Annotated in this window: 19 protein-coding genes and 1 tRNA gene; 10 read left to right on the top strand and 10 right to left on the bottom strand. The window is 73.3% G+C overall.

Annotation, left to right across the window (positions count from 1 at the left end; all coding sequences use genetic code 11):
* Positions 1-76: 76 nt before the first annotated feature.
* Complete coding sequence (locus ACFQ9Z_RS03925) at positions 77-1510, top strand: FHA domain-containing protein (protein WP_383010411.1); 1434 nt, start codon at positions 77-79, stop codon at positions 1508-1510.
* A 6-nt stretch (positions 1511-1516) separates the two neighbouring features.
* Here the strand turns inward: ACFQ9Z_RS03925 and ACFQ9Z_RS03920 are convergent, their stop codons facing one another.
* Positions 1517-2494 carry a methyltransferase domain-containing protein gene (locus ACFQ9Z_RS03920; RefSeq protein WP_383010409.1) on the bottom strand — a complete coding sequence of 326 codons (978 nt, stop codon included), beginning with the start codon at positions 2492-2494 and terminating at the stop codon, positions 1517-1519.
* Positions 2495-2606: 112 nt separating this feature from the next.
* On the opposite strand from ACFQ9Z_RS03920, the gene ACFQ9Z_RS03915 reads away from it, so the two are divergent.
* The 4 genes from ACFQ9Z_RS03915 to ACFQ9Z_RS03900 all read left to right on the top strand — a co-directional run bounded on the left by ACFQ9Z_RS03915 (position 2607) and on the right by ACFQ9Z_RS03900 (position 10415).
* Positions 2607-3011 carry a globin gene (locus ACFQ9Z_RS03915; protein ID WP_383010407.1) on the top strand — a complete coding sequence of 135 codons (405 nt, stop codon included), beginning with the start codon at positions 2607-2609 and terminating at the stop codon, positions 3009-3011.
* Positions 3012-3171: 160 nt separating this feature from the next.
* Complete coding sequence (locus tag ACFQ9Z_RS03910) at positions 3172-6534, top strand: FtsX-like permease family protein (RefSeq protein ID WP_383010405.1); 3363 nt, start codon at positions 3172-3174, stop codon at positions 6532-6534.
* Position 6535: 1 nt separating this feature from the next.
* Entirely contained in the window at positions 6536-9253 is a 2718-nt protein-coding gene (locus ACFQ9Z_RS03905) for an FtsX-like permease family protein (RefSeq protein WP_383010403.1), read from the top strand.
* A gap of 175 nt (positions 9254-9428) precedes the next feature.
* A complete protein-coding gene (locus ACFQ9Z_RS03900) occupies positions 9429-10415 on the top strand; it encodes an ABC transporter ATP-binding protein (protein WP_383010401.1) in 987 nt (328 codons plus the stop codon).
* A 179-nt stretch (positions 10416-10594) separates the two neighbouring features.
* Here the strand turns inward: ACFQ9Z_RS03900 and ACFQ9Z_RS03895 are convergent, their stop codons facing one another.
* The 3 genes from ACFQ9Z_RS03895 to ettA are packed head-to-tail and all read right to left on the bottom strand — an operon-like array spanning position 10595 to position 13368.
* Positions 10595-11272, bottom strand: coding sequence for a hypothetical protein (locus tag ACFQ9Z_RS03895; protein WP_383010399.1), 678 nt, complete (start codon positions 11270-11272; stop codon positions 10595-10597).
* Entirely contained in the window at positions 11269-11697 is a 429-nt protein-coding gene (locus tag ACFQ9Z_RS03890) for an acyl-CoA thioesterase (RefSeq protein ID WP_383010397.1), read from the bottom strand. The genes ACFQ9Z_RS03895 and ACFQ9Z_RS03890 overlap by 4 nt, the downstream gene beginning before the upstream one ends.
* Before the next feature lie 6 nt (positions 11698-11703).
* Entirely contained in the window at positions 11704-13368 is a 1665-nt protein-coding gene (gene ettA / locus ACFQ9Z_RS03885; protein ID WP_383010395.1) for an energy-dependent translational throttle protein EttA, read from the bottom strand.
* A gap of 31 nt (positions 13369-13399) precedes the next feature.
* On the opposite strand from ettA, the gene ACFQ9Z_RS03880 reads away from it, so the two are divergent.
* The 3 genes from ACFQ9Z_RS03880 to ACFQ9Z_RS03870 all read left to right on the top strand — a co-directional run bounded on the left by ACFQ9Z_RS03880 (position 13400) and on the right by ACFQ9Z_RS03870 (position 15535).
* Positions 13400-13774 (top strand): DUF6928 family protein, encoded by a 375-nt coding sequence (locus ACFQ9Z_RS03880; protein WP_383010393.1) that lies wholly within the window; start codon positions 13400-13402, stop codon positions 13772-13774.
* 452 nt (positions 13775-14226) lie between these two features.
* Positions 14227-14727, top strand: a complete 501-nt coding sequence (locus ACFQ9Z_RS03875; RefSeq protein ID WP_383010391.1) for a hypothetical protein — start codon at positions 14227-14229, stop codon at positions 14725-14727.
* Positions 14728-15337: 610 nt separating this feature from the next.
* Positions 15338-15535, top strand: a complete 198-nt coding sequence (locus ACFQ9Z_RS03870; RefSeq protein ID WP_383010389.1) for a hypothetical protein — start codon at positions 15338-15340, stop codon at positions 15533-15535.
* 109 nt (positions 15536-15644) lie between these two features.
* Here ACFQ9Z_RS03870 and ACFQ9Z_RS03865 read toward each other — a convergent pair whose 3' ends face one another.
* Entirely contained in the window at positions 15645-16409 is a 765-nt protein-coding gene (locus tag ACFQ9Z_RS03865) for a ribonuclease BN (RefSeq protein ID WP_383010387.1), read from the bottom strand.
* Positions 16410-16735: 326 nt separating this feature from the next.
* Between ACFQ9Z_RS03865 and ACFQ9Z_RS03860 the strand changes: the two genes are divergently transcribed.
* The gene (locus ACFQ9Z_RS03860; RefSeq protein ID WP_383010385.1) at positions 16736-17176 is read left to right on the top strand and encodes a hypothetical protein; all 441 of its coding nucleotides are present in this window, start codon (positions 16736-16738) and stop codon (positions 17174-17176) included.
* 61 nt (positions 17177-17237) lie between these two features.
* Here ACFQ9Z_RS03860 and ACFQ9Z_RS03855 read toward each other — a convergent pair whose 3' ends face one another.
* The 4 genes from ACFQ9Z_RS03855 to ACFQ9Z_RS03840 all read right to left on the bottom strand — a co-directional run bounded on the left by ACFQ9Z_RS03855 (position 17238) and on the right by ACFQ9Z_RS03840 (position 23609).
* On the bottom strand, positions 17238-18608 hold the full coding sequence (locus tag ACFQ9Z_RS03855; RefSeq protein WP_383010383.1) for a Cys-Gln thioester bond-forming surface protein: 1371 nt from the start codon (positions 18606-18608) through the stop codon (positions 17238-17240).
* Positions 18609-18936: 328 nt separating this feature from the next.
* Positions 18937-19407: a single-stranded DNA-binding protein gene (locus tag ACFQ9Z_RS03850; RefSeq protein ID WP_383010381.1), complete on the bottom strand. Its 471-nt coding sequence runs from the start codon at positions 19405-19407 to the stop codon at positions 18937-18939.
* Positions 19408-19613: 206 nt separating this feature from the next.
* The gene (locus ACFQ9Z_RS03845) at positions 19614-21896 is read right to left on the bottom strand and encodes a YfjP family GTPase (protein WP_383010379.1); all 2283 of its coding nucleotides are present in this window, start codon (positions 21894-21896) and stop codon (positions 19614-19616) included.
* A 105-nt stretch (positions 21897-22001) separates the two neighbouring features.
* Positions 22002-23609: a dynamin family protein gene (locus tag ACFQ9Z_RS03840; protein ID WP_383010377.1), complete on the bottom strand. Its 1608-nt coding sequence runs from the start codon at positions 23607-23609 to the stop codon at positions 22002-22004.
* Between the two features lie 272 nt (positions 23610-23881).
* On the opposite strand from ACFQ9Z_RS03840, the gene ACFQ9Z_RS03835 reads away from it, so the two are divergent.
* Positions 23882-23954, top strand: a tRNA-Arg gene (locus ACFQ9Z_RS03835).
* Positions 23955-24130: 176 nt separating this feature from the next.
* Here ACFQ9Z_RS03835 and ACFQ9Z_RS03830 read toward each other — a convergent pair.
* Positions 24131-25318, bottom strand: coding sequence for an HNH endonuclease (locus ACFQ9Z_RS03830; protein ID WP_383010375.1), 1188 nt, complete (start codon positions 25316-25318; stop codon positions 24131-24133).
* Between the last annotated feature and the right edge of the window lie 28 nt (positions 25319-25346).

The raw sequence follows: 25346 nt of genomic DNA, 5'->3' as shown, positions 1-25346 counted from the left end.
CGCGGGAGACCGCGGGACAGCCAAGGAAGAGATCCGGACCTACCGGAGGACCCTCAGGAGAAGGGGAAGCGCCGACATGCCGACCTGCCCGAACGGACACCAGTCGGGTTCCGACGACTGGTGCGAGGTCTGCGGTCACCGCATGGCCGGTGCCGTACCTCCGCCTCCTCCGCCGCCCCCGCCCGGCGGCTACGGCTTCCCGCCGCAGGGCGCGCAGCCCGGCGGCCGCGCGTCCGGGCCAGGCGGCCACGAGCCGGAGCTGTGCCCGCAGTGCCGTACCCCCCGTGAGGGCGGCGCGCCGTTCTGCGAGGAGTGCCGGTGGAACTTCCTGACCAACACGGCCACTTCCTACACCCCGGCGGCCCCGCGCCCGCCGCAGCCCCGCTTCGAGCCGCCGAGCTCGACGTACGGCGGCGGTGACTCGTACGAGTACCAGGGTTCGCGGCCCTCGCAGGTGAACCGGCCCGCCGAGCCGATCCCGTCCTTCGGCAGCGAGCCGTCGGGCCCGACGCCGTTCGCCGGCGAGCGCGGTCCGTCCGGCTTCGGCGGCGGCCGGCCGCCTGCCGGTCAGCCGCCCTTCGGCGGCGTGCCGGGACAGCAGGGACCGGGAGGCCCTGGCGGTCCGGGCGGTCCTGGTGGTCCTTCCGGTTTCGGCGCCGGTCCCGGTGGTCCGGGCGGTCCGGCGGGCCCGCCGCCCTTCGGCCGTGAGCCCGGTGGTCCTGCCGGTCCCGGCGGCCCGGGCGGTCCCGGTCCCTCCGGCTTCGGTGGCGGTCCCGGCCCCTCCGGTTTCGGCGGCGACCCCTCCCGTCCGGGTCCGCCGCCGCCCGGCCCGACCCCGCCCGTGGGTCCCGGCGGCACGGCCGGCGGTCCGCCGCAGGCCTACCGGTCCGGCGCGCCCGCCTTCCCGCAGGAGACCGGCCGGCCCCCGGCCGGCGGCGGTGCCTTCGGCGGCGGTGAGGACGACTGGATGATCTCCCCGCCGTCCGCCGGCGGCCCCGGAGCCCCTGGTGGTCCCGGCGGCCCCGGGGGCGGTTACGGCTACCCGCAGCCCGGCGGCACCCAGGCGCCGCCCGGTCACGGCTTCCCGCAGGCCCCGCAGGGACCGGCCACCTGGACCGCGACCATCGGCCCGGACCGCGACTACTTCATGGCGATGATGCAGCGCTCCGGCCCCGAGGCCGCGGGCCTGAACCTGCCCGCCTACTCACCCGAGCAGCAGCGCACGCTCAGCGGCAACCAGGTCACCATCGGCCGCCGCCGGCACTCCACCGGCGACACCCCCGACATCGACCTGTCGGTGCCGCCGGAGGACCCGGGCGTCTCGCACCAGCACGCGGTGCTGGTGCAGCAGCCGGACGGCAACTGGGCGGTCGTCGACCAGAACTCGACGAACGGCACCACGGTCAACGGCTCTGACGAGCCGATCCAGCCGTTCGTGCCGGTGCCGCTGCAGGACGGCGACCGGGTGCACGTGGGCGCCTGGACGACGATCACCATCCGCAGGGGCTGAGGCGCGTCACGGGAGGGGCCAGGCGTACGGCCCCTCCGGGTCGTCGAGCCAGGCCCTGGCGTGGTCGGCGCCGACCGTGACGCCGAAGCGCTCCCGGCCGGGGCAGCCCTCGCGCTCCCACAGCGCGTGGGCCTCCTCCGGGTCCAGCGCGCCCCGGGTCAGTTCGAGCAGGAAGTGGAACGGCTCCTGTTCGCGGGCCCGGCCCGGCAGCCCGCTCAGGGACACCGCCGGCGGTTCGGTCCGGCCCGTGCCGCGCAGCGGCACGAAGTAGGCCGCCCTGGGCAGGAAGCGGCCCTCGGCGTGCCCGGGGCCGTGCACGGTGAGGGCGAGCAGGCCGGTGGCCAGCGGGGTCAGGATCCGGGCCCCGGGCCGGCACTGGGCGAGCCAGGCACGCGGCACCGTGGACAGTCCGCAGGTGGCGATGATCCGGTCGAAGGGGGCCCGCTCCGGCACCCCCCGCGCGCCGTCGCCGGTCACGACGGCCGGCCGGTGACCGGCCGCGGCCAGGTGCTGCCGGGCCGACTCGGTGATCTCCGGGTCCAGGTCGACGGTGGTGACGAGGTCGTCGTCGCCGAGCCGGTGGGCGAGCAGGGCCGCGTTGTAGCCGGTGCCGGCGCCCACCTCCAGGACCCGGTCGCCGTCCTCGACGCGCAGCGCGGCCAGCATCCGCGCCATCAGGGAGGGCTGGCTGCTGGAGGAGAGCAGCTCGCCGTCGCGCAGCCGGGTCGCCAGCGGGGTGTCGGCGTAGGCGCCGCGCACCCAGCGCTCCCGGGCCTCGGGGTCCGGACTCTCGCCCCAGCGGCGTTCGTAGCCGCCCCTGGCCCCGACGTAGTAGTACGGCACGAACAGGTGCCGGGGCACCTGTTCGAACGCCTCCCGCCAGACCGGGTCCGCGGCCCAGGCCCCGTGGGCGTCGATCTCCCGCACCAGCGCCTCCCGCGCCGCGGTGGCCAGAGCTTCGATCACGCTGTCGTAGGCGCCCATGCCCCCACAGTAGGGGCGGCCGGGCGCCCGGGAGCGCGGTGCGGGACGGACGGGGCCGGACAGGGGTCCTAGGGCCGGAGTCCTGGGTCGCCCGGTCTGAGACCATGGACGGGTGAATGAGATTCGGCGCGGCACGCTTCAGGAGCAGACGTTCTACGAGCAGGTCGGCGGGGAGGAGACCTTCCGCCGGCTCGTCCACCGTTTCTACGAGGGGGTGGCCGAGGACCCGCTCCTGCGGCCGATGTACCCGGAGGAGGACCTGGGCCCGGCCGAGGACCGGCTGACCCTGTTCCTCATCCAGTACTGGGGCGGCCCCAGCACCTACAGCGACAGCCGCGGCCACCCGCGGCTGCGCATGCGGCACGTGCCGTTCACCGTGGACCGCGCCGCGCACGACGCCTGGCTGAAGCACATGCGGGTCGCCGTGGACGAACTCGGCCTGAGCGAGGAGCACGAGCGCACGCTGTGGAACTACCTGACGTACGCCGCCCAGTCGATGATCAACACCGCCGACTGACGGCCCGAATCCCGCATTCCGGTCGTTCCGCGCCGGATTCCGATCACGATCCGGTATAGACCGGTCGCCGACCGCTTACCCGCGACCGGCCCCCTCTGCGAGCATCGCGAGATCCAGACAGGCTGCACACAAGTCCGGACGGCACGGGGGTCGGGGTCGGATGACGGGGTTCGTCGTCTCACGCGCGCGGGCACACCGCCTGCTGCTCGGCTCCGCCCTGCTCACCGTCCTGCTGACCACCGCCGTGCTGGCGACGCTCACGGCGTACGCCGGCGCGATCGGGGACGCGGCGCTGCGCCACGTGCTGGCCGACCCGCGCAACGCGGCCGCCACCGCGCTGATCGTCAAGGCCGACGTCCCCGCCGGACAGCACGCCGCCGCCGACACCGCCGTGCGCGAGGGCGCGCGGAAGACCTTCGACGGGCTGCCGGTGACCGTGCGGACGCTGCGCCGCTCGGGCCCGTACGCGCTCCCCCGGTCCCTGCGGCCGCCCGCCCGGCGCTCGGGCGACCCGGACCTGACCTACTTCGCGGCGCTGGACCGCAGCCAGGTGCGGCCCACCGCCGGGCGGCTGCCGGACCGCAGGGCCCGTGAGATCGAGGTGGCCGTCCCGCAGGCCGCCGCCCGGCCGCTCGGGCTGAAGCCGGGCGACAGCGTCACGCTGGCCGACCGGCTCGGCGACCGGAAGGTCCGGGTGCGCGTCACCGGGCTGTACCGGCCCGCCGCCGTGAACGCGCCGTACTGGCGGCTGGACGACCTGCTCGGCCGCGGCGTGAAACAGTCGGGTTTCACCACCTACGGTCCGCTGCTCGCCGACCCCTCGGTCCTCGCCGGCGCGCGGGTGAGCACCGGTGGCTCGGCCTGGCTCGCCTTAGCCGACTTCGGCGCGATGACGACCGGACGCACCGGGGAGCTGCGCGCGGCCGTGCGGGCGGGCGACGGTGAACTGCGCAAGGCCCCGGCCCTGCGCGGTGCCACGGCGGCGACGACCTCGCTGCCTGACGTGCTGGACCGGATCGACCGCTCGCTGCTCGTCGCCCGCTCCACTCTGCTGATCGTCGCGCTCCAGCTGGTCCTGCTCGGCGGATACGCGCTGCTGCTGGTGGCCCGGCTGCTGAGCGCCGAACGGGCCGCCGAGACCCGGCTGCTCAGGGCGCGCGGCGCCTCCCGCCCCCGGATCGCCGCCCTCGCCGCGGCCGAGTCCATGCTGCTCGCCCTCCCCGCGGCCCTCTGCGCGCCCCTGCTCGCCGGACCGCTCACCGGCCTGCTCACCGCCCACGGCCCGCTGTCCCGTCTCGACCTGCGCCTCGACCTCCCGCCCGCCGGCGGCCCCGGGGTGTGGCTGGTGGCGGTGGCCGTGGCGCTGGGCTGCGCCCTGACGGTGACGCTCCCGGCGCTCACGGGCGCCGGCGCGGACCCGGCGGGGCGGCGCGCACGGCGGGACACGGCGTCCGGCCGCACGCGCGCTCCACGTGTCCCCCGGCTGCGCGGGCGCCGTCCTGCGGGCCCGCACGGCGCCCGGGCCCGCCGCGCGGGCGGCGGACTCGTCCCGGCCCCGCTCCGCGCGGGCGCCGACCTGGGCCTGCTCGCCGTGGCCGGGGTCGCCTACTGGCAGCTCGGGCAGCAGGGCTCGGGCGGCGTCGCCACCGACCGGTCGGGGGCGCTCGGAGTGGATCCGCTGCTGGCCGCGGCGCCCGCGCTGGCACTGCTCGCCGGGACCGTGCTGACGCTGCGGCTGCTGCCGCCGGTGGCGCGGCTCGCGGAACGGTGGGCGGCGGCCGGGCGCGGGCTGCCGGCGGCGCTGGCCGGCTGGCAGTTCAGCCGCCGCACCGCACGCGCGGCCGGACCGGTGCTGCTGCTGGTGCTCGCCGTCGCGCTCGGCATGCTGGCCATCGGCCAGGGCGCCTCCTGGAACCGCTCGCAGGACGACCAGGCCGACTTCCGCGCCGGGGCGCCGGTGCGGGTGCTGGACTCCGGTCAGGGCGGACTCGGCCGTACCGAGGTGTACGCGTCGCTGCCGCACGTGCGCGGGGCCGTGCCCGCCGTGCGCGGCGAGCAGGGTCTGTCCGGGGACCGTACGGCGACCGTGCTGGCCCTGGACACCGCGCACGCGGCGGACGCGCTGCTGATGCGCCCCGACCTCGCGGACGAACCGGCGCGGTCGCTGCTGGCCGAACTGACGCCCGAGGACTCCCCGGCGGGCGCCCGGGTGCCGGCGCGCACCGCGCGACTGCGGCTGACGGCGAGCCTGCGCAGCTCCGCGGGGCCCGGGACGACCGCCGAGGTCACGGTCCGGCTGGAGGACGGGGCCGGGGCGGCGTACCCGGTGGCGGCCGGGCCGCTGCCGGCCGACGGCCGGCCGCACACCCTCGAACTCGGCCTCGGCTCCGCCGCCAGCCCGGCACTGCTCACCGGGCTCCAGCTCGACATGACGCAGCCCGCCGGGCGCGCCGAGCGGCACCTCCTCACGGTCCGGGACCTGACCGCCGAGGGCGCCGACGGAACCCGGCGCGCGCTCACCCTGCCTGCGTCCTGGACCGCGGCCGTGCAGACCGGCGGCGCGGCCGTCTCCTCGCCGCATGCCTCCCCGGCCCGGCCCCGGGTCGTCTCCACGCGCCCCCTGTCCGTCTCCTACGGCACCGGCTACCTGCCGGACGCCGACATCTGGACGGTCGGCACGGTGTCCGTGCGGCTCCAGGCGGCACGGCCCGCGCCGCCCGAGGTGCGGGCCGTCGCGACCGACCGGTTCCTCGGCTCGTCGGGCGCCCGTACCGGCCAGCTCCTGGACGTCATGGTCGGCGACCAGAGCCTGCCGGTGCGGATCGTCCGCTCGGTACGGGCGCTGCCCACCACCGGAGCCCCGGCGGGCTCCGCCGCCCACGACGGCGGCGCGATACTGCTCGACCTGCGGGCCGCGAACCGGGCGCTGCAGGCACGGGACGGGGACGGCGCCGCGCCGAACGAGTGGTGGCTGCGGACCGCGCCCGGCGACGCCGCCCGGGTGGCCGCCGCCGTACGGGCGCTGCCGGACGTCGACCCGGAGCAGGTGGTGGTCCGCGACGAGATCGCCGCCGAGCTGCGCGACGACCCCTTCGGCGCCGGGCCCACGGCCGCGTTCACCGCCGCCGCCGTGGTGGCGGCGGCGCTCGCCGCGGTCGGCTTCGCGGTGGGCGCCGCCGGGTCGCTGCGGGCGCGCGAGGCGGACTTCGCGGTGCTGCGCGCCCTGGGCGCCCCGCGCCGCCGGCTCGCCCGGACCGTCGCCGCCGAACTCGCCGTGCTGGTGGGCCTGGCCCTGGTGGTGGGCGCGGTCCTGGGCACCGTACTGGCCCGCGGCGTCCTCCCGTTGATCGTGCTGACCGGTGAGGCCTCCCGGCCCGTTCCCGGTCTGCTGGTCCGGCTGCCGCCCGGACAGGTGGCGTTGCTGCTGGCGGGGGTCGCCGCGGCACCGCTGGCGGTGGCCGTGGTGACGGCCCTGCGCCGGGCCGACCCGGCCCGGGCACTGCGCGAACAGGGGGGTGAGTGACGTGCGTTCCGTACCGGCCGCGGTCGCGCCCTGGGTGCGGACCCGGCTGCGGTCCGCGCCCGGGGCCGCGCTGACGCTCGCGCTGCTGGTCGCGCTGACCGCCTGCCTGGCGGGGGCGCTGCCGCGCGCGGTCGACCGGTACGAGGACGCGGGCCTGCGGCACGCCCTCGACCAGGCACACCCCGAGCGCACCACCGTGCGGGCGACCGCGGCCGTGCCGGACTACGGCTCGTCCGGCGAGGCCCCGGACGTCTCGTTCGGTCCCCGGGTCCTCGAACGGGAGTTCCGCGCACTGCTGCCGGTGGTGGACGCCTCGGTGCCCGTCGACCGCGGCCAGTCGGCGTACGGCGTCACCACCGAGCAGGGCAACACCGTGATCGAACCGTGGCTCCCCCGCCCGACGGGCCTGCCCGCCAAGGTCACACTGGTCGCGCAGAGCGGCCTGGCCGGGCACGCGCGCGTCCGCGAGGGCCGGCTGCCACGAGCCCCGGGCCGGGTGGACATGGACACCCCGGAGACGGAGGCCGCCGTCTCCGCCGCCACCGCCAGGACCCTGCACATCAAGGTGGGGTCGGTCATCCACGTGCCCCGCTTCACCGGCACCCTCACCGTCCGGATCTCCGGGATCCTCGACCCGCGGGACCCGGCCGGCGCCTACTGGTCGACGGTGCCGCTGCTGCGCACCCCCGCGCTGGAACGGCTGCCCGAGCCCGGACCTCCGCAGACCTACTGGCACGGCGCGCTCCTGCTGCCCCCGGAGGCGACCCTCACCCTGCTGGGCGGCGAGAAGGCCCCCTACCGCTACTGGAACTTCGCCCCGCGTCCCGGCAGCCGGCACGCCCACGACCTCGGCCGGCTGCGGGCCGCCGTCGCGTCGCTCGAGTCCGGCCCGGGCCTGCGCCGGGCCCGTTCCCTCACCGATCCGGACCTGGACGTGAGCACCGGCCTGGACGACGTGGTCATCGGCTTCTCGCGGCTGCGCTCCGGCATCTCCCCGCTGGTCGGGGTGGCGGCCGCCGGCACCGCCACGGTCGCCGCCGTCGTCCTGCTCATGACGGGCGGCCTGGCAGCCGACCGGCGGCGCGCCGAACTCGCCCTGCTGCGCGCCCGCGGCGCCTCCCTGCCCGGCCTCACCGGCCGGCTGCTGGCCGAGACCGCCGTGGTCGCCGTACCCGCCGGTGCGGTGGGCCTCACGGCCGCCCTCGTCCTCGTGCCCGGCCCCCGCGCCGGTCTCGCCGTCGCCGCCGCCGTCGCCGTCACCCTCGCCGCCTGCGCCGCGCTCCCGCTGCACGCCGCGCTCGCCCACCGCTCGGTGCGGCTGACCGGTCCCCGGGAGGACATGGCCTCGGTACGCCCCTCCCGCCGCCGCACGGTCGCCGAGCTGACCCTGCTGGCGCTGGCGGCCGGGGCGGTGGCCACACTGCGCGCCAGGGGCACCTCGGCCGGCCGACTGGTCTCCCTGGCGCCGGTGCTGACCGGCGTCATCGCGGCCCTGCTGCTGCTCCGCCTCTACCCGCTGCTGCTGCGCCGCCTGGCCCGCCCGGCCGGCCGGCTGCGTGGCGCGGTGGCCCCGCTCTCCCTGGCCCGCGCGGGCCGCACCCGGGCCTCGGCGGTACTGCCCCTGCTGGCCCTGCTGACCGCCCTGACCACCGCGGCCTTCGGCGGCTCGGTCCTGGCGGGCGTGGCCGAGGCCCGGGACCACGCGGCACTGCTGACCGTCGGAGCCGACGGCCGCCTGGACTCCGCCACCGCGCTGCCGGCCGGTCTGGCCGGCCGGGTGGGCGCCGTGCCCGGGGTGCGCGCGGTGACCGCGGCGGCCATCGCCTACGACGCGAAACCGGCGGACGGCATCGACACGGTGCCCCTCGTGGGGGTCGACCCGCGCGCGTACGCGGAGCTGACGGCCCGCACGGGCCTCGGGACCATCACGGCCGAGGAGTTGAGGGGCCGGGCCGCGCACCCGCTCCCGGCCCTCGCGTCCCCCGCCGTCGCACGGAACTACGGCACCCGGCGCCCCTTCCCGGTCAGGCTGGCGGACGGCAGCGCCGTCACCGTCCGGATCACCGCCGTCCACGACGGCACCCCGGCCGCGCCCACCGGCGACTTCCTGCTGGTGGACCGCGCCGGGCTCCCGCCGTCCGCCGCCCGGCCCACGACGCTGCTGCTGACCGGCGCCCACCCGGACGCCGCCGCGCTGCGCCGCGCGGCCCCCGTCCCGGCCACGGTCCGGCTGCTCACCGAGGAGCGCGCCCGGTACGCCGACTCACCCCTGCAGACCGGCGCCGGGCACGTCTACACGGCGGCGGTGGCGGCGGGCGCCGGTTTCGCCGCCCTCGCCCTGCTGCTCGCCCTGCTGCGGGCGGCCCCCGAACGCGCCGCGCTCCTGGCCCGGCTGCGCACCATGGGGCTCACCCGGGCCCAGGGCCGCCGCCTCCTCGTCCTGGAGTCCCTCCCGCAGGCCCTCCTCGCCGCGGCCGGCGGCACCCTGACCGGCTGGGCCACGGTCCACCTGCTCTCCCCGGGCATCGACCTGACGACCATCGCCCTCACCTCGTCCCAGACCCCGGCGGGCAGGGCCTTCCTCCGCCCGGACCCCTGGTCGCTGACCCTCCCCGCCCTCGCGGTCGTGGCCCTGGCGGTCGGAGTCGCGACCACCCAGGCCTGGTGGACGAGCCGCCACGGCTCGGTCCGGGAACTACGAGCAGGAGATCCCCGATGACCACACGCCCGACCACACGCCCGCAGACTCCGCACAACCGTCTCCGCCCGCCCGCGGACACGCGCGCCACCACGGCCACGGGCAAGCGCGCCCACACGGCTGCGGGGATGCGCGCCGCCGCGGGCGCCGGTCCGCACAACCGCTTCGCCCAGCGCCGGCCTACGCAGGAGACCCCATGACAGCCGACCCCGCAGCCACACCGGCGGACACCAGCCTCACCGACCTCACCACCCGCCTCGACGAGTCCCGCGACCGCCCCGCCTACGGCCACGACGCCCTCATCACCTGCGACCGCCTGGTCCGCATCTTCACCGCGGACGGCATCGAGGTCCAGGCCCTGCAGGGCCTGGACCTCCTGGTCCGCGAGGGCGAGTTGATGGCCCTCGTCGGCGCCTCGGGCAGCGGCAAGTCCACCCTCATGAACATCCTCGCCGGTCTGGACACCCCCACCGCCGGCGGAGCCCACGTGGCCGGCCGCGACCTGCTCACCATGACCGCGAAGGACCGCCTCGCCTACCGCCGCGAGGTCGTCGGCTTCGTCTGGCAGCAGACCTCCCGCAACCTCCTGCCGTACCTCACCGCGGCCCAGAACGTAGCGCTCCCCCTCCAGCTCTCCGGCACCCGCGTCCGTCGCCGCGCCCGCGCCGAACGCGCCCTGGAACTGCTGGACCTGCTCCAGGTGGCCGACTGCCGCGACCGGCACCCGCACGAGATGTCAGGCGGCCAGCAGCAGCGCACCGCGATCGCCGTGGCCCTCGCGAACTCCCCCGCGGTCCTGCTCGCCGACGAGCCCACCGGCGAGCTCGACTCGCACACGGCCGCGCAGATCTTCGACGCGTTCCGCACGGCGAACGAGACCCTCGGCACCACCATCGTGATCGTCACCCACGACCAGGCGGTGGCCGGCGAGGTCCGCCGCACCGTGGCCATCCGGGACGGCCGTACCTCCACCGAGGTGCTGCGCCGCAGCCAGGTGGACGCCACGACCGGCCACGAGACGGTGGTCGCCCGCGAGTACGCCATGCTCGACCGCGCGGGCCGCCTGCAGTTGCCCGCCGAGTACACGCGGGCCCTGAACATGCGGGACCGAGTGGCCCTGGAACTGGAACCGGACCACATCGGGGTGTGGCCGGACGACAGCGACGAGAGACGGCCTGACTGACAGGTGACCGGAGAGGTCAGGCGACCGGACCAGCGAAATGCCCGGAGCTGAGGCCACGGGACCAGCGAGGTGACCGGACCAGCGAGATGACCGGAGAGGAGAGATGACCGGAGAGGAGAGGCGGCCTCCGGGGAAGAGAGGCGACCGGGCCGGAGAGGTGACCGCGCCCGCGCAGCCCCTCAGCGCACGCTGACATCCAGCGCGCCGAGCCCCGCCCGTCGCACCGCGACCGACCCGTAGGGGGTCCGCAGCCTCAGCCACGCCCCCGAGGAGAACAGCCCGGTGTCGGCCGCACCGGTTCCCGGCCGCAGGAAGCCCAGGGACTGGGCCGCGTGCACGGCCCGCAACGGAAGCCGGCTGCCGCCGACCTCCCGGGACCAGATGTCCCGCCCTATCCGGTCCAGTTCCGCGCGGGTACGCCGCTCCGGCGGCAGCTCCTCCGTACGGGACCGGAACTCGGCGACGGCCTCGGCGACCGTCCTGCGCAGCGCGTCCGGCAGCGGCAGCCCCGGCTCGGGCCGCCAGCCGCCGCGCGGCGGCAGCACACCGGCCCACGGCGGCCCGGTGACCGCGGCCGGCACGGCGGCCGTGGCCGCCCGCTCGTCCAGGGACTCCAGGAACTCGCCGGCCGAGACGGTGACGTCGAGCGTGACGTCCAGCCCGTTCTCGTACGGCTTGGCGAGCCGCACCGCGCGGATCGTCAGCACCTCGAAGGACGGCGGCCGGCCGAACACGGCGAGCGCCGTGCCGGCCGCCTGCAGGCGCACCGCGGCCCCACGGTCGTAGTGGAGCAACCGGGAGAGGAAGGCGGCGAGGTCGGCAGCCTCCGTCTCGTCGGCGAGGTGCAGGACCGTCATGCGGCGACGGCCTCCCCCGAGGTCTGCGCGTCCTCGGCGGCGTCCGTGTACTCCTGGAGGAACTCCCGCTCCTCCGGGGTGATCCGGCGCGGCCGCTGCGCCTCGAAGTCGAACGGCACGATGACGGTGGAAGCCCGTACGTAGACGAGATCCCCGTCCTTCACCTCGTAGGAGATGGTGAAGGACGCGGCACGGATCTCGGTGACCCACAGCTCGATGTCCACCGGGTGGTGCCGGTGGACGAGCTGCCGCTTGTAGTCGATCTCGTGGCGCGCCACCACGGACCCCTGCTTGAACTCCTTGTCCGGGCGGAACAGGAAGTCGATACGGGCCTCCTCCAGATAGCGGAGGAACACCACGTTGTTGACGTGGCCGTACGCGTCCATGTCCGCCCAGCGCAGCGGGCAGCGGTAGATGTGACGCAAGACCGATCAGCCCCGGGTCAGCTTCTTGTAGGTGGCACGGTGCGGACGCGCGGCGTCCGCACCCAGCCGCTCGATCTTGTTCTTCTCGTACGACTCGAAGTTGCCCTCGAACCAGAACCACTTCGACTCACCCTCGTAGGCGAGGATGTGGGTGGCGACTCGGTCCAGGAACCACCGGTCGTGGGAGACGACGACGGCGCAGCCGGGGAAGTCCAGGAGGGCGTTCTCCAGGCTGGACAGGGTCTCCACGTCCAGGTCGTTGGTGGGCTCGTCGAGCAGCAGCAGGTTGCCGCCCTGCTTCAGGGTGAGCGCCAGGTTGAGGCGGTTGCGCTCACCGCCGGACAGGACGCCGGTCGGCTTCTGCTGGTCCGGGCCCTTGAAGCCGAACGCGGACACGTACGCCCGGCTCGGCATCTCGACCTGGCCGACGTTGATGTAGTCGAGCCCGTCGGACACGACCTCCCACAGCGTCTTCTTCGGGTCCAGGTTCTCGCGGCTCTGGTCGACGTAGGAGATCTTGACCGTCTCGCCGACCTTGATGTCGCCGGAGTCCGGGGTCTCCAGGCCCTGGATCATCTTGAACAGCGTGGTCTTGCCGGCGCCGTTCGGGCCGATGACGCCCACGATGCCGTTGCGCGGCAGCGTGAAGCTGAGCCCGTCCACCAGGACCTTCTCGCCGAAGGCCTTGTTGAGCTTGTCGACCTCGACGACGATGCTGCCCAGACGCGGGCCCGGCGGGATCTGGATCTCCTCGAAGTCCAGCTTCCGCATCTTGTCGGCCTCGGCGGCCATCTCCTCGTAGCGGGCGAGGCGGGCCTTGGACTTGGCCTGACGCCCCTTGGCGTTGGACCGCACCCACTCCAGCTCTTCCTTGAGCCGCTTCTGCCGCTTGGCGTCCTTCTGGCCCTCGACCTTGAGACGGGTGGCCTTGGTCTCGAGGTACGTGGAGTAGTTGCCCTCGTAGGGGAAGGCGCGCCCGCGGTCCAGCTCCAGGATCCACTCGGCGACGTTGTCGAGGAAGTACCGGTCGTGGGTGATGGCCACGACGGTGCCCGCGTACTTGGCGAGGTGCTGCTCCAGCCAGTTCACGGACTCGGCGTCGAGGTGGTTGGTGGGCTCGTCGAGGAGCAGCAGGTCGGGCGCCTCGAGGAGCAGCTTGCAGAGCGCGACGCGGCGCTTCTCACCACCGGAGAGGTTGGTCACCGGCCAGTCGCCCGGGGGGCACCCGAGGGCGTCCATGGCCTGCTCGAGCTGGGCGTCGAGGTCCCAGGCGTTGGCGTGGTCCAGCTCCTCCTGGAGCTTGCCCATCTCGTCGAGCAGCGCGTCGGAGTAGTCGGTCGCCATCAGCTCGGCGATCTCGTTGAACCGGTCGAGCTTGCCCTTGACGTCGGCGACACCCTCCTGGACGTTCTCCAGGACGGTCTTCTCCTCGTTCAGCGGCGGCTCCTGCAGCAGGATGCCCACGCTGTAACCCGGGGACAGGAACGCGTCACCGTTGGAGGGCTGCTCGAGCCCCGCCATGATCTTCAGCACGGTCGACTTACCGGCGCCGTTCGGACCGACGACACCGATCTTCGCTCCCGGCAGGAAGCTCAGGGTGACGTCGTCGAGGATCACCTTGTCGCCGTGCGCTTTGCGCGCCTTGCGCATGGTGTAAATGAACTCAGCCAAGAGAAACCGTCCGGCAGCTTGAAATCTGGCAGTGGGCAGATACACCCCATCTTGCCGTACCGCCACCCCTAGGCGGAAACGCGTTAGGCCCAAGGCCGCTGAACTGGAGTTCCGCGGCTGCGGACTGCGCTTCTTCTGTCACTTTCGGTCACCGTCGGTCGGCCTTGGGCGCCCTGGCGAAGACGCACTGCGAGCACTCTGCGGCTTCGCCCTGGAGGGCTCCCCCGAACCGGACGACATCGACGCGGACGACATCCACCTGCACGGATTCCGGGTCCGGGACCCACACGACCCTGATCCCGCGGAGCAGCAAGCGGCGTTGCAGAGGGCCATGGAAGCCATGGGCCCGCCGCGCTTCTTCACCATGAGCCCTGACGGCTCACTCATCGAGCGCGACGGCATTTAGCTCGGGACTTCTTCCCCCCGAAGCAACCGGGACGGGGGTGCCGTCTTGGACTGCCACGCGTCTCACCTGCGCTGATCCAGGCGGCCTCCGCGGCCCCACGCGCACGCGGTCCGTACATCCGGCGCATGTCATGGATGTGCACGCTTTCCAGGTCTGTTGGTGGCTCGTAGGAGGCAGCCGGGGGCCATTCACCTGCGTTCATAGGCGGTTGTGGGCCGAGGCGCTCTCTGCTGGTGGACCCTTCTGAACGGTCGTGAACCGAGCTGAATGAGACGGAAACCGAGACGGCCCGGCACCGGGTCGGCCGTCTCCACCTGCGGCGACCTGTGTCCCGTCGGACGGTACCTAGTAGGTTTCTCGCCCCCGCCCGATTCCGAGGAGCGGGGTGGGGCTGTCCCAGTGGGCACGACGAAGGAACCGGCTCAATGGTGAGGATCAGAAGAACCCCAAAAGTGGTCCTGGCCATCGCGGGACAGGCAGCGATGGTGGCCTTGCAGGTGTTGGTCCAGGAGGACGCGGCCATGACCGGCTCGTGGATGACACGCCTGATCCCACTGGCGACCATGCCGATCGGCATGTACATGGTCTGGCGACTGTTCCTGAACCCCTACGTGTCGTTCGGGCAGGCCCGCCTCCGGGTGAACAACGTCTTCACGTACTACCTCGTCCCCTACCACCTGATCACGGCACTGGAGGGGCGCACAGCCCTCACCCTCGTCGTGTCGGGATACGGCCGGCTACCGGTGGCCGCACTCGACGCCGCTCCGCTGACGGGCAAGGCCAAGCGGGACACCGTCGCGCAAGAGCTACTGCGCCGCCGTGCCGCCGCCGTGCCAAGAGCCGGACACGGCTTCGAGAAGCGCAGCACGCTCGGGCTCCCGGAGTGGCTGGGGCCCGTCACTTCTCTCGCGTTCTTCCTTGTGGGCGGCTTCGCGTCGGTCCTCGCGCACTGAAGCCGAGGTGATCCGCGCAGCTGGTTTGGAAGATCGCGTATGCGGATCGGAGCTGACCTGGCAAGAGGCTGCTAGGGGACTCGTCGCTTCTCCTTGCACACCACGACGGCAAGGTCGACGCCGTCACGGATCGGTGCGTGGATGAGGTGAGCAAGCAACAGCGAGGGCCGGTTGGCGCCTTGCCCACCGGCTCGTCCGAGCAATCCGCTGCGCTCGCCGAGTACCAGGACGCTCTGGCTCAACTGCACAACCGGCCTGGGGGGGTCTGGATCCCGGGCCGCAAGTGGCGGAGCATGCGCTGGTTCGGCAAGTAACACCCCTCTTGCCGTACCGCCACCCCTGGGCGAAACGCGTACGGTCGAGCGCCTCTGACCTGGGGGTTTCAGCACACTGGGCCGGCGTCGCCCGCCGCCGTCAGCAGCACCGTCGCCGAGGCGTCCGGCTCTCCTCGCCCGCAGTTCCATTCCGAACTGGCGCGGCCCACAGGCGGCCCCGAAGGTACGGGCGTGAGCCATGGGGCGTTCCGGACACAAGCCGCGCCGATGTGGAGCAAAGTGGTTGCAGGGGGCGGCGAAGAAGTCGGAGCGGGAGGGAGAACAGGAGGACCGTTGTGACCGTCCTCGCGATCCTTCTCTTCATCATCGGGACGCTCCTGATCCTCGTCGGAGCACTCCTGATCCTGATCGGGACGTTCTTGATCGCCCTCGGGGGGATCTTGATCTTCATGGGGCTGGCCCTGATCGCCATAGGTGTCTTCCTGCTGATCCGCAGATTCCTCGGACGTGGTCGGACTCGATCTCACACCTGACCGCCCTGAGGGCCGCCGCGGTACGGCCGCCGGACGGGTCGGGCACGGCACGGTGGCCGACCGGAGGGCGTGCCGTCTCACCGGAGCGCCCGGCCGGAGGCGTGCCGTCTCACCGGAGCGCCCGGCCGACGATCGCACCCAGGTGGATCACGACACCGACCGCGACCAGCCAGGACAGGATGACCATGACGACGCCGATGGGACCGTACTTCTGCTCGTTCTCCACGATCGCCGCGGAGAAGTAGTGGGCGGAGAAGACGCCGAGGCCGGTCCAGCAGACGCTGGTGACCAGGGCCGGCGGGAAGAGTGCGCGCCAGGGCACCGTTCCGGCGAGCAGCGCGTACATGCTTCCCCACCAGAAGACGACCGCCCAGGCGAAGCCGGTCAGCCCGATCAGGAGCCAGCCGTGCAGCACCCTGCCGAACGCGGCCTGCGCGGCCGCGTAGGCGAACAGACCGGCGAGCCAGGTGAGCCGGGCCGTGGCCTTCCATCTCGCGTTCTCCGGGACGTCGAACAGCATCCGGTACCAGCTCTGCAGGGTGCCTGCCACGGCGAGGACTCCGAGCAGGAGCAGTACGGCGCTCGTTCCGGTCAGGGTGTACGAATTCGTGGTGGGTGCGAACAGGGTCGCCACGGCCTGGGCCGCCTGCTGGTCCAGGCCCAGCCAGCCGGCGACGACCGCGGCCGTGTCCTGCCCGGCCGCCGCCGTGAGGATGATCAGGAACGGGAAGAAGCACAGGAGCGCCAGCGCGGCCAGCTGGAAGGAGTGCCCGAAGAAGTCCACCGCCGAGAGCCGGGTCCACAGCCGGCCCGGCCCGCTCTCCTCGAAACGCCGGAACGCGCCCTGCCACGCCTGGTCGGCACGCCATCGCACGGCGTTCAGTGGGGGGCGGGGTGTCTTCCTGCCGTCGTTCATGCGTGCTGCCCCAGGGTCGGTCCGCCACCCGGTCCGCCACCCGCTGGATGCGGGAACCCCCCTGAGTGCACGGCGGTTGCGAGTCAAGCGTAGGCACCCCCGAATGACGGCGCGCGTCAGCCGGACGGCCGGAGTGGAATCACCCGCACCGAGTGAGGACGCCGGTCCCGAGCGAGCGCAGTCTGGAACATGGAACGCCTGTCTACGCCCGGGGAAGGACGAAGGGAAGCATCCTCACTGATCACCGGACGCAATCGCCGGACGTACTCGATCGAGGCTGAGACATGACCACGACACACACCACAGAGGCCCGTAAGCAGCAATGGGCCGGCGGGCTGATGCTCTTCGCCGCCGTCATGCTGATGATCGCTGGAGTGATCGACATCTTCCGCGGCATCATGGGGATCGCCGCGGACGACGTGTTCATCGCGACGCCCGGCTACGTCTTCCGGTTCGACCTGACCGGCTGGGGCTGGGTGACCCTCATTCTGGGCGCCGTCGCCGTGGTGGTCAGCCTGGGGCTGTTCCAGACGACGAAGTGGGCGCGGATCTCCGGCATCGTCATCGCCGGCCTGATCATCCTCGCCAACTTCCTCTCCCTGCCCTACTCCCCGCTCTGGTCCACCCTGATGATCGCTTTTGCCGGCGTCGCCATCTGGGCCATGTGCGTGGCGCAGCCCGAGGAGACCGGTCCGCGCCAGGCCGCGCCCCCGGGCGCCGGCTGACCGGCGCAGCCGCGCATCCCGCCCGGCGGGCGAGGTCAGGAGGTACCGGCGCGCCCGGACCTCACTCGCCCGCCTGCGTTTCCTTCCTGCGCAGCATCACCAGCACCGCGCCGCCGATGACCACGAGTCCGATGGCCACACCGGCGATCATCGGCGTGATCGCGGAGCTGCCCGTGGCCGCGAGGTCGGTGCCGGAGGAGACGGTGCTGCCGCCGCCGATCGTCGCGGGGCTGGGTTCACTCAGGGTCTGGGTGGACTCGGTGGTGACCGTGCCCTGGGTCTTGCAGTCGAGGACACCGGTGAATCGGTGACCGAAGCCGTTCGGCCCGGTGATCGTGAAGTCGTAGGGCTGGTCTTCCTGGAGCGGCACCGTCACCGTGCGCGAGGCCCCGGCCGGGATGGTGTGCTCGGCGCCCATCAGCTCGAAGGTGAAGGGCTGGTCGCCCTTGTTGGCCGCGGTGACGTCGACGCCGTTCTTGGCGCAGTCCTTCCGCGCCGACACCGCCAGGGCGCCCTTCTCCGCCCAGGTGGCGCCGGCGGTCGCCGAGACCGTGGACTCGCTGGAGCCGGCCAGTATCTGGGTCTGGCTGCGGCTCTCGGACGCGAAGGCGCGGCCCACCGGGACGGTGGTGGAGGCCTGGACGGTGAGCTGGGCGGAGCCGTCCGCGGCGCCCTCGGGAACGTCGAAGAAGAGCTGGCTGCCGTCCTTCGCCGAGGTGATCACGTTGCCGGTCCTGTCGATGATCCGTACCCCGCTCGCACCCGCGCCCGCCGACGGGCTGACCGTCACGCCGCGCGCGTTGGTGTGCACGGTCACCGGTCCGAGCAGGTCGCCCGGGCGGCCGGAGACCGCGGGCGGGTCCAGGGTCAGCGAGGCCTGCGGCTCGGCGCTGTCGCGGGCGCTCTTCTCCAGGTAGTCCGCGAGCTTCTCGGCCTGCGGGTCGACGGCGTCGACCTTGGCCCCGTCCGAGTACCGCCAGATGGCCACCTGGGTGCCGGCGGCCGCGTCCTCCTCGCTCAGCCCGCTCACGCCCGCCCGCTGGGCGAGTGTGGCGAGGTCGTTCACCTGGGGGTAGGAGTTCTGCAGGATCCAGCGGATCTTGCCGGCGTCCTTGTTCGCGCCCAGCGAGGTCCCGCTCCAGGGCGTCTCCTGGTAGCGGGCGTCGCGCTGGGTGGGGTTGTGGATGTCGACGCAGTACGTCTGCAGGGTTCCGCCGCCGTCCACGGACATCTCGAACAGGCCCGCGGACACCTGCTGGTCGCCGCCGTCCTCGTGGATCACGGCCTGGCCGTAGGTCTTCAGGCCGCCTATCGTCGCCGTCGCGCCGCCCTGGGTCTGCGGTGTCTCGTCGGCCGCGGCCGCACCCGCGCCGAGCAGCACGGTGGTCGCCGCGAGACCGGACGCGAGCGTCACGGCCGCGAGGCGGGCCACGCGGAACCGAGTGGACCCAGTGAACGCACCAAGCACAGAATTCCCCTTCGAGCAGGACCCGTTGGATGTGGGGGACGGTCCCACCAGCAGAATCGGCTGCCCCGAGGGGCATGCCCGGCATCCTATGGATCACGGGGACCGCGCTTGCCGGTCGGATCGTCACATGGGGCGATCCGATCCGGAATCGTTATCGCCGACACGGCACGCCGGCTGGGCTTGTCGGCAAGTACACCCTGTTCAGCGCCAGTTCGGCACGCTCGGTGGCCGCCTGTCGACAAGGCGCGACAGCCGTGGTGCGGCCGGCGCGGGACAGCGGGTATCGCTGACGTCACGTCACCGCCGTTGCAGCCATGGCTGGTTGTGCGGGTGGTTCGCCCTGTTCCCCGGTGGCCGGCGTCTCCCAGTTCGGCTCCGGCCGGGCCGCCGCCGGAGCCTCCTGCCTGACCGCTCGGCGGAAGAGTGCGGTGCCTCGCGTCAGGTCGTGGCCGACGGCCATCGCGTCGATGTCGGCCGACGCGCGGCCCTGTTGCCCGTCGCGCGGTTCCGTGCGCACCTTCAGCCGGCCCTGGACGACGACGGGCTGCCCCACCTCCACCGATGCGGCCACGTTGACGGCCAGCTGACGGTTGGCCCACACCGTGAAGAAGTTGGTGTGCCCGTCCGTCCAGGCGCTCTTCTCCCGGTCCCAGTAGCGCGCGGTCACCGCCAGCCGGAACCGGGCCGAAGGGCCGGCCGCCGTCTCCCGGTACAGCGGCGGAGTCGCCACGTTGCCCACCACGCACACCACGGTCTCGTTCATCCTGCACCCCTCCTTCGCCCGGCCCCTCACGGCCGGGCGGACATGCGTACGGGCCCGTCCCGTACGGAGGCTTCCGCCCCGCGGCACGATCGCCGCGGGATCAGACTGCCTCCGCCGGGCCGGGCCCGCTGAGCGCTGTGGACCGCCGCCGGGCTGTGGAGAACTCCGTCACCCACCCGGGTGAGGACAGCCGGGAAGAGGGGGTCTCACCCCACACCCACTCCCGTCTGCGCCACCCGGCCGTACTGCTCCCGCACCTCCCGGTACCGCAGCAGCTCCGCGGCCACCGGATCGAGCACCCGGGCCCGGCCGCAGCCGGCGGCCGCCTCCCGCAGCCGGCGTTCCGCGTCCTGGCCGTACCGGCGGGCGGGACCACGGGCCGCCATCCGGCAGCCCCACTCCACGAACGGCCCGCCGACGATCCCGCACACCATCAGCAGCACGGGCACGCCCAGGTTGGGCGCCATGACCCCCGCGATCTGTCCCACCAGCCACAGGCCGCCCACGACCTGCAGCAGGGTCATGGCCGCCTGGACCAGCACCGCCCCCGGCCACCAGCCCGGCCGGGGCGGCCGCCCCGGCGGCAGTCCGGCCCGTGCCGCCAGCTCGTCCAGCGCCTCGGACAGCCCGTACGAGCCGCGTACCGCCGCCTCCCGCACCGCCTGCGCCCACGGCGTGGGCAGACCCGCCGAGGCCCGATCGGACACCGTGCGGACCGCCTGCTCGACACGCTGGCGGGCCGTGGCCTCCTCGTCGGCCTGGTGGCGTACCGCGATCCGGCCCGTGCTGGGCCCGCCGCGGCCCTGGTACCAGCGCCACAGCCGCAGCCAGGGCGTGCCGCAGGCGCGGTTGGCGTTGCGCAGCCAGGCGCGTTCGGCGGCCTCGCCGGCCGCGGTGGCGCCCACCGCGTCGGCGAGCCGGGCGGCGAACTCCTCGCGCGCCTCCTCGCTGAGGCCGACGCGCCGGCCGGTGGCGTAGACGGGCCGCAGTTGGGCCGCGGCCGCGTCCAGGTCGGCGGCGACCCGGCGGGCCGCCGCACCGCGCTCCATCACGAAGTGGCCCAGTGCCTCGCGCAGGTCGCCGACGCCTTCGCCGGTGAGCGCGGACAGCGCGAGCACCGTGGCGCCCGGCTCACCGAACTCGCCGAGCGCGACACCGTCCTCGTCGAGCAGCCGGCGCAGATCGTCCAGCACCTGGTCGGCGGCCTCGCCGGGCAGCCGGTCGACCTGGTTGAGGACGACGAACATGACCTCCGCGTGGCCGGCCATGGGCCGCAGGTAGCGCTCGTGGAGCATGGCATCGCCGTACTTCTCCGGGTCGACCACCCAGATGACCGCGTCGACCAGCTTGAGGATGCGGTCGACCTGCTCGCGGTGCTCCACGGCCGCGGAGTCGTGGTCGGGCAGGTCGACCAGGACCAGTCCGCGCAGTTGCCCCTCGGCCTCCGCGCTCTGCACGGGGCGCCGGCGCAGCCGCCCCGGGATGCCGAGCCGGTCGATGAGGCCCGCCGCGCCGTCGCTCCAACTGCACGCGATGGGCGCCGCGGTGGTCGGACGCCGCACCCCCGTCTCCGAGATGGCCACCCCCGCCAGGGCGTTGAAGAGCTGTGACTTGCCGCTGCCGGTGGCGCCCGCGATGGCGACGACGGTGTGCCCGCCGGAGAGCTTGCGGCGGGCGGTCGCCTCGTCCAGGACCCGGCCGGCCTCGGCGAGGGTACGGGTGTCGAGGCGGGCGCGGGACAGGCCGACGAGTTCGCGCAGCGCGTCCAGCCGGGAGCGCAGGGGACCGTCGTACGCCAGTGGCGCGGGGGTGTGGGTACCCGGTGGGCGGGAGGGCTTGTCGAGGACGGAGACGCGCTCAGCGATGTCCGTCACCCGGCGGGCGATGAGTCCGTCGTCCCAGGCGTCGGTCGCGTCGGCGTCCGCGTCGGCCTCGCGGGCGGCTACGCCGTCGCCCTGCGCGGGACGGTGCGGCCCTCCGTCGGTCACGGCGCCCGCCGCACCGCCGGAGGCCTTCACGCGCGCGTGCGGCTCGCCGGCGCCGCGGTCCGTCCGCTCGCCCGCCACGCGCGCGTGCGGGTCGTTCTCCCGGTGGCCGGCGCGCGTGTGGCCGCCACCTGCGCGGACGGGTACGCCCTCCTGGATGGTGACGCCTTCACGGGCGGGGGCTCCTTCATGGGCGAGGGCGCCCTCCTGGCGGTCGGCGCGCTTCGCGGGCACGCGCGCGTGCGTCCGGCCGTTCGTCTCCGGCTCCCACTCGTCCAGCGGTTGACCGTCCACGGTAACCCTGACCCTGCTCCTCGCCCCGGGTCCGTCACCGGCGTCCCCGTCGCGTGCGGCGCCGGGGGCGGCGAGCGCGGAGCCGCCGGCAGCCGGCGTCCGGCCGTCGACCGTGTCGCCCTCTTCCCCGACTCGGCCGTCCGCGCCGGCAGGCGCGGGGCCGGCGTTCTCCGACGGGCCCACGTGCGTCATGCGGTCCCTGTGAGTCATGTGATCGTCGTGGTCCCTGTGGTCCTGATCCCTGCCCCTGTCCCTGTCCCTGTCCGTGTGGTCCGTGTGGTCCGTGTGGTCGTGGTCAGTGACGGCTGTCACCGTTCACCTCTCCTTCTGCAGTACGGACAGCGCGGCGATGAGCTCCGCCTGGGGCTCGGCACGGACGTCGAGGGCGTCGAGCGGGGCGAGGCGGCGTTCGCGTTCGGTGTGCACGACGCGGTCCACGGTGTCGTTGAGCAGGCGCTCCGCCCGGTCACGCAGCCGCAGCGCGCCGTGGGCGCCGATCCGCTGGGCCAGCCGCTCGCCCGCGGTGCGCGCCCGGCTCCCGCCCAGCAGCGCGGTGGCGACGAGCGCGGCGACGCTCTCGGAGTCGGGAGCGGTGCTGCGCTCGATGTCCCGTACCTCGTCCTCGGCGTACTCCTCCAGCTCGCGCCGCCAACGGCGCGCCGCGAGCCCGATGCGGTGTTCGGCCTTGTCCGGGGAGGTGTGCCGGCCGGCGAGCCCCGGAGCGGCCGCGCCCGGCTCACGCCGCCACGCCTCGTCGACACGCTCGTCGGCGGCCGTGACGGCGCACAGCAGCAGCGCGCCCAGGCTTTCGACGAGGGCGTCCAGCAGTTCACCCGCCGTGCAGTCCAGGGGGAAGGCACGCCAGCGCTTGAGCGCGTCCCCGGCGAGCACGGCCCCGGACTGCAGCCGGCCCCGCACGCGCGCGTGCTCGCCGTCGTAAGCGCTCTCGACGGCGGAGGTGAGCCGGAGCGCGGCGGCGTACTGAGCGGCGACGGCGCCGGCCAGCTCGGGCATGCGTGCCTTGAGCGAGTCGAGCAGGCCGTGCGCCGTACGGGCCATCACGTGCTCACGGGCCGCGGGGTCCTGCGCGTGGTGCACCAGCCAGGTCCGCAGGGCCGCCACGGCGGTGGAGGGCAGCAGACCGGCGCCCCAGGCCGACTCGGGCAGCTCGGGCACGGTGAACCGGGGTACGTCGCCGAGCCCGGCCTTGGTGAGCAGGGCGCCGTACTGCCGGGAGACCTCCGAGACCACCTGGTGCGGGACGCGGTCGAGGACGGTCACCAGGGTGACGTCGTACTCCTTGGCCGTACGCAGCAGGTGCCAGGGCACGGCGTCGGCATAGCGGGCGGCGGTGGTGACCATGATCCAGATGTCGGCGGCGCAGATCAGCTCGGCGGCCAGGACGCGGTTGTCGGACAGCAGTGAGTCGATGTCGGGGGCGTCGAGCAGGGCGAGGCCGCGCGGGAGGCTCTCGGCCGTCTCGACGCGCAGTACGCGCGGGGCGGCCTCGCCGGGGAGCAGCAGATCGTCCCCCGTCTCCGGCTGGGGTCCCCACACGCGCGTGAGGTCGGGAAGCACGCGCATGCCGCTGAACCAGTGATGATCCTCCGGATGGCAGACCAGGACCGGTGTCCGGGTCGTCGGCCGGAGCACGCCCGCCTCGCTGACCCTGCGCCCCACGATGGAGTTCACGAGGGTCGACTTGCCGGCCCCGGTGGACCCGCCGACGACGGCCAACAGGGGGGCGCCGGGATCTCTCAACCGGGGCACCAGATAGTCGTCGAGCTGCGCAAGGAGCTCGTCGCGGTTCGCACGCGCGCGTGGGGCCCCGGCCAGGGGCAGCGGAAAGCGTGCGGCGGCGACACGGTCGCGCAGAGCGGAGAGTGTGTCGAGCAGCTGAGGCCGAACGTCCAAGGTCACCACATGCGAAGAATGCCCAATTTTAGGGGAATTCTGAAGCATATGGACATCTCAGCGCGCCGATGGGACAGACCGGACGTAAGGGATGACTAGTACAAGGGCACAGTCCAGGCATAACGAGTGCACAACACCCGGTGCGTCGGAGGCCAAAAGCGGTGCACGATTCGCACCTGCCTGCGATTATCAGGACCGCTTCACCGAACCTCCACATCGAGCCACGGAGGCGAGGCGACAGGGTCAGGGAGCGAGGAGCTTTATCCTTGTCCCGCCACCAGGCCCCCGTAGCTCAGTGGATAGAGCAGGCGCCTTCTAAGCGCTTGGCCGCAGGTTCGAGTCCTGCCGGGGGCGCCCATCCCCAGCCCTCCCATCGGGAGGGCTTTTTGCTGGTCAGGGCGGGTGTCGCCGCACGCAGAAGAACGCCGGACCGCCCCCGGTGATCGCGGGGAGGGTCCGGCGCTGTCCGGCTGTCACCGGGTTCCTGCGGGTGGCTGCGGTGAATACGCGGAGAAGTTCTTCGGGACCGGCTAGCGATCAGCCGGCGCCGCGCCTTCCCGACCGGTGCACCTCAGCCACTCGCTGTAGCGCCACCGAAGGGCCTCCGGGTGCGGCAGACGGTCCAGATCCAGCCTCGGGTGCGAGATGCCCATGTCCTCCAGGCTCGGCCCTCCAGGACGCGCCTCTGCGCTCAGCGTGTCGGGGTTGATGGCGAACAGGTGGGCGTCGAAGGCCCTGTGCAGCGCTGCGTTCATGGGCAGACCGTTGCGCGCATCGGCGGTTCCACCGTCAGCGTCACCCCGAAGATGTGCGGCCTCAATCATCTGGGGGATCTCGATCCCTGAGAGCGGACAGCGCGGGCCATACCGTTGGAACACTTCGAGCTTGAATCGTGCCTGGTCCGGCCGTATGACCACGGCGCCGTTCCGTCGACGGCGCCTGTTGCCTTCGAGCTGGAACGGCTGCTCCTCCGACCGATCGTGGTCCAGGACCTGAACGGGCGGGGTCACACCAAACTTAACCAAGAAGAGGCTGCTCTCATCCTCCCAGCCCTGCACCCAAGCAAGCTGCACACCTCGGCGGTCACCGTGCTCCGTGATCACGAACACGGGAAGTCGAAGCGTGGCAGCTGCCTTCGTGGCATTTACTTCACCGAGGTCACGGCCCCGCTGCCGGGTGACCGGGTAGTGGTAGAGCACTCCATTCTCATCCAGATCATCCGGATAGTGCTGACCTGTGTGCTTGAGCCCGATGGTCACGCCATCGGGATGGACCTTCCGCGTTCGCGTCTTATCCGACCAAATACCCCGGTAGTTGCCATACGCGCCGACCGAGCGAACGGCTTCAGCAGTCACCAGACCAGAGCTGTCTCGGCGTGCGAGCAGGTTCTTCCATACAGCCATACGCCATTCCCGCTCTGCATCAGCGGTCTCGGAATGGCTGTTGAGGATCTTGAACCCCATGGCCCTGAGCACCGGGTTCGCGCCTGCTTCACCGCCATCGAGGTCATAGTTCTTCAGTGGACCGCTCGGGTGCTGGTACCCGTAAGCGACGCCGGCGATCGCTTTAGCGTCGTAGAGCTTGTCACCATGGCTGAGGTAGTACTGCATCGCCTGCCCGAAGTCGTACTTATCCCGGAAGGCTTGACCCCCCAACTCGTCGTACTCAGCGAGGGCCTTCTCCACCGCCGTCGCACTGGTCAGGTCCTTGATTCGCACAGCCCACCCCTGGTCTCGTCTGGTGACG

The sequence above is a fragment of the Streptomyces sp. NPDC056580 genome, from assembly GCF_042793175.1.
In the GTDB taxonomy this organism is placed as follows: domain Bacteria; phylum Actinomycetota; class Actinomycetes; order Streptomycetales; family Streptomycetaceae; genus Streptomyces.
Note: the sequence above shows the minus strand (reverse complement) of the source record. Positions and strands in the feature narration are given on the sequence as shown.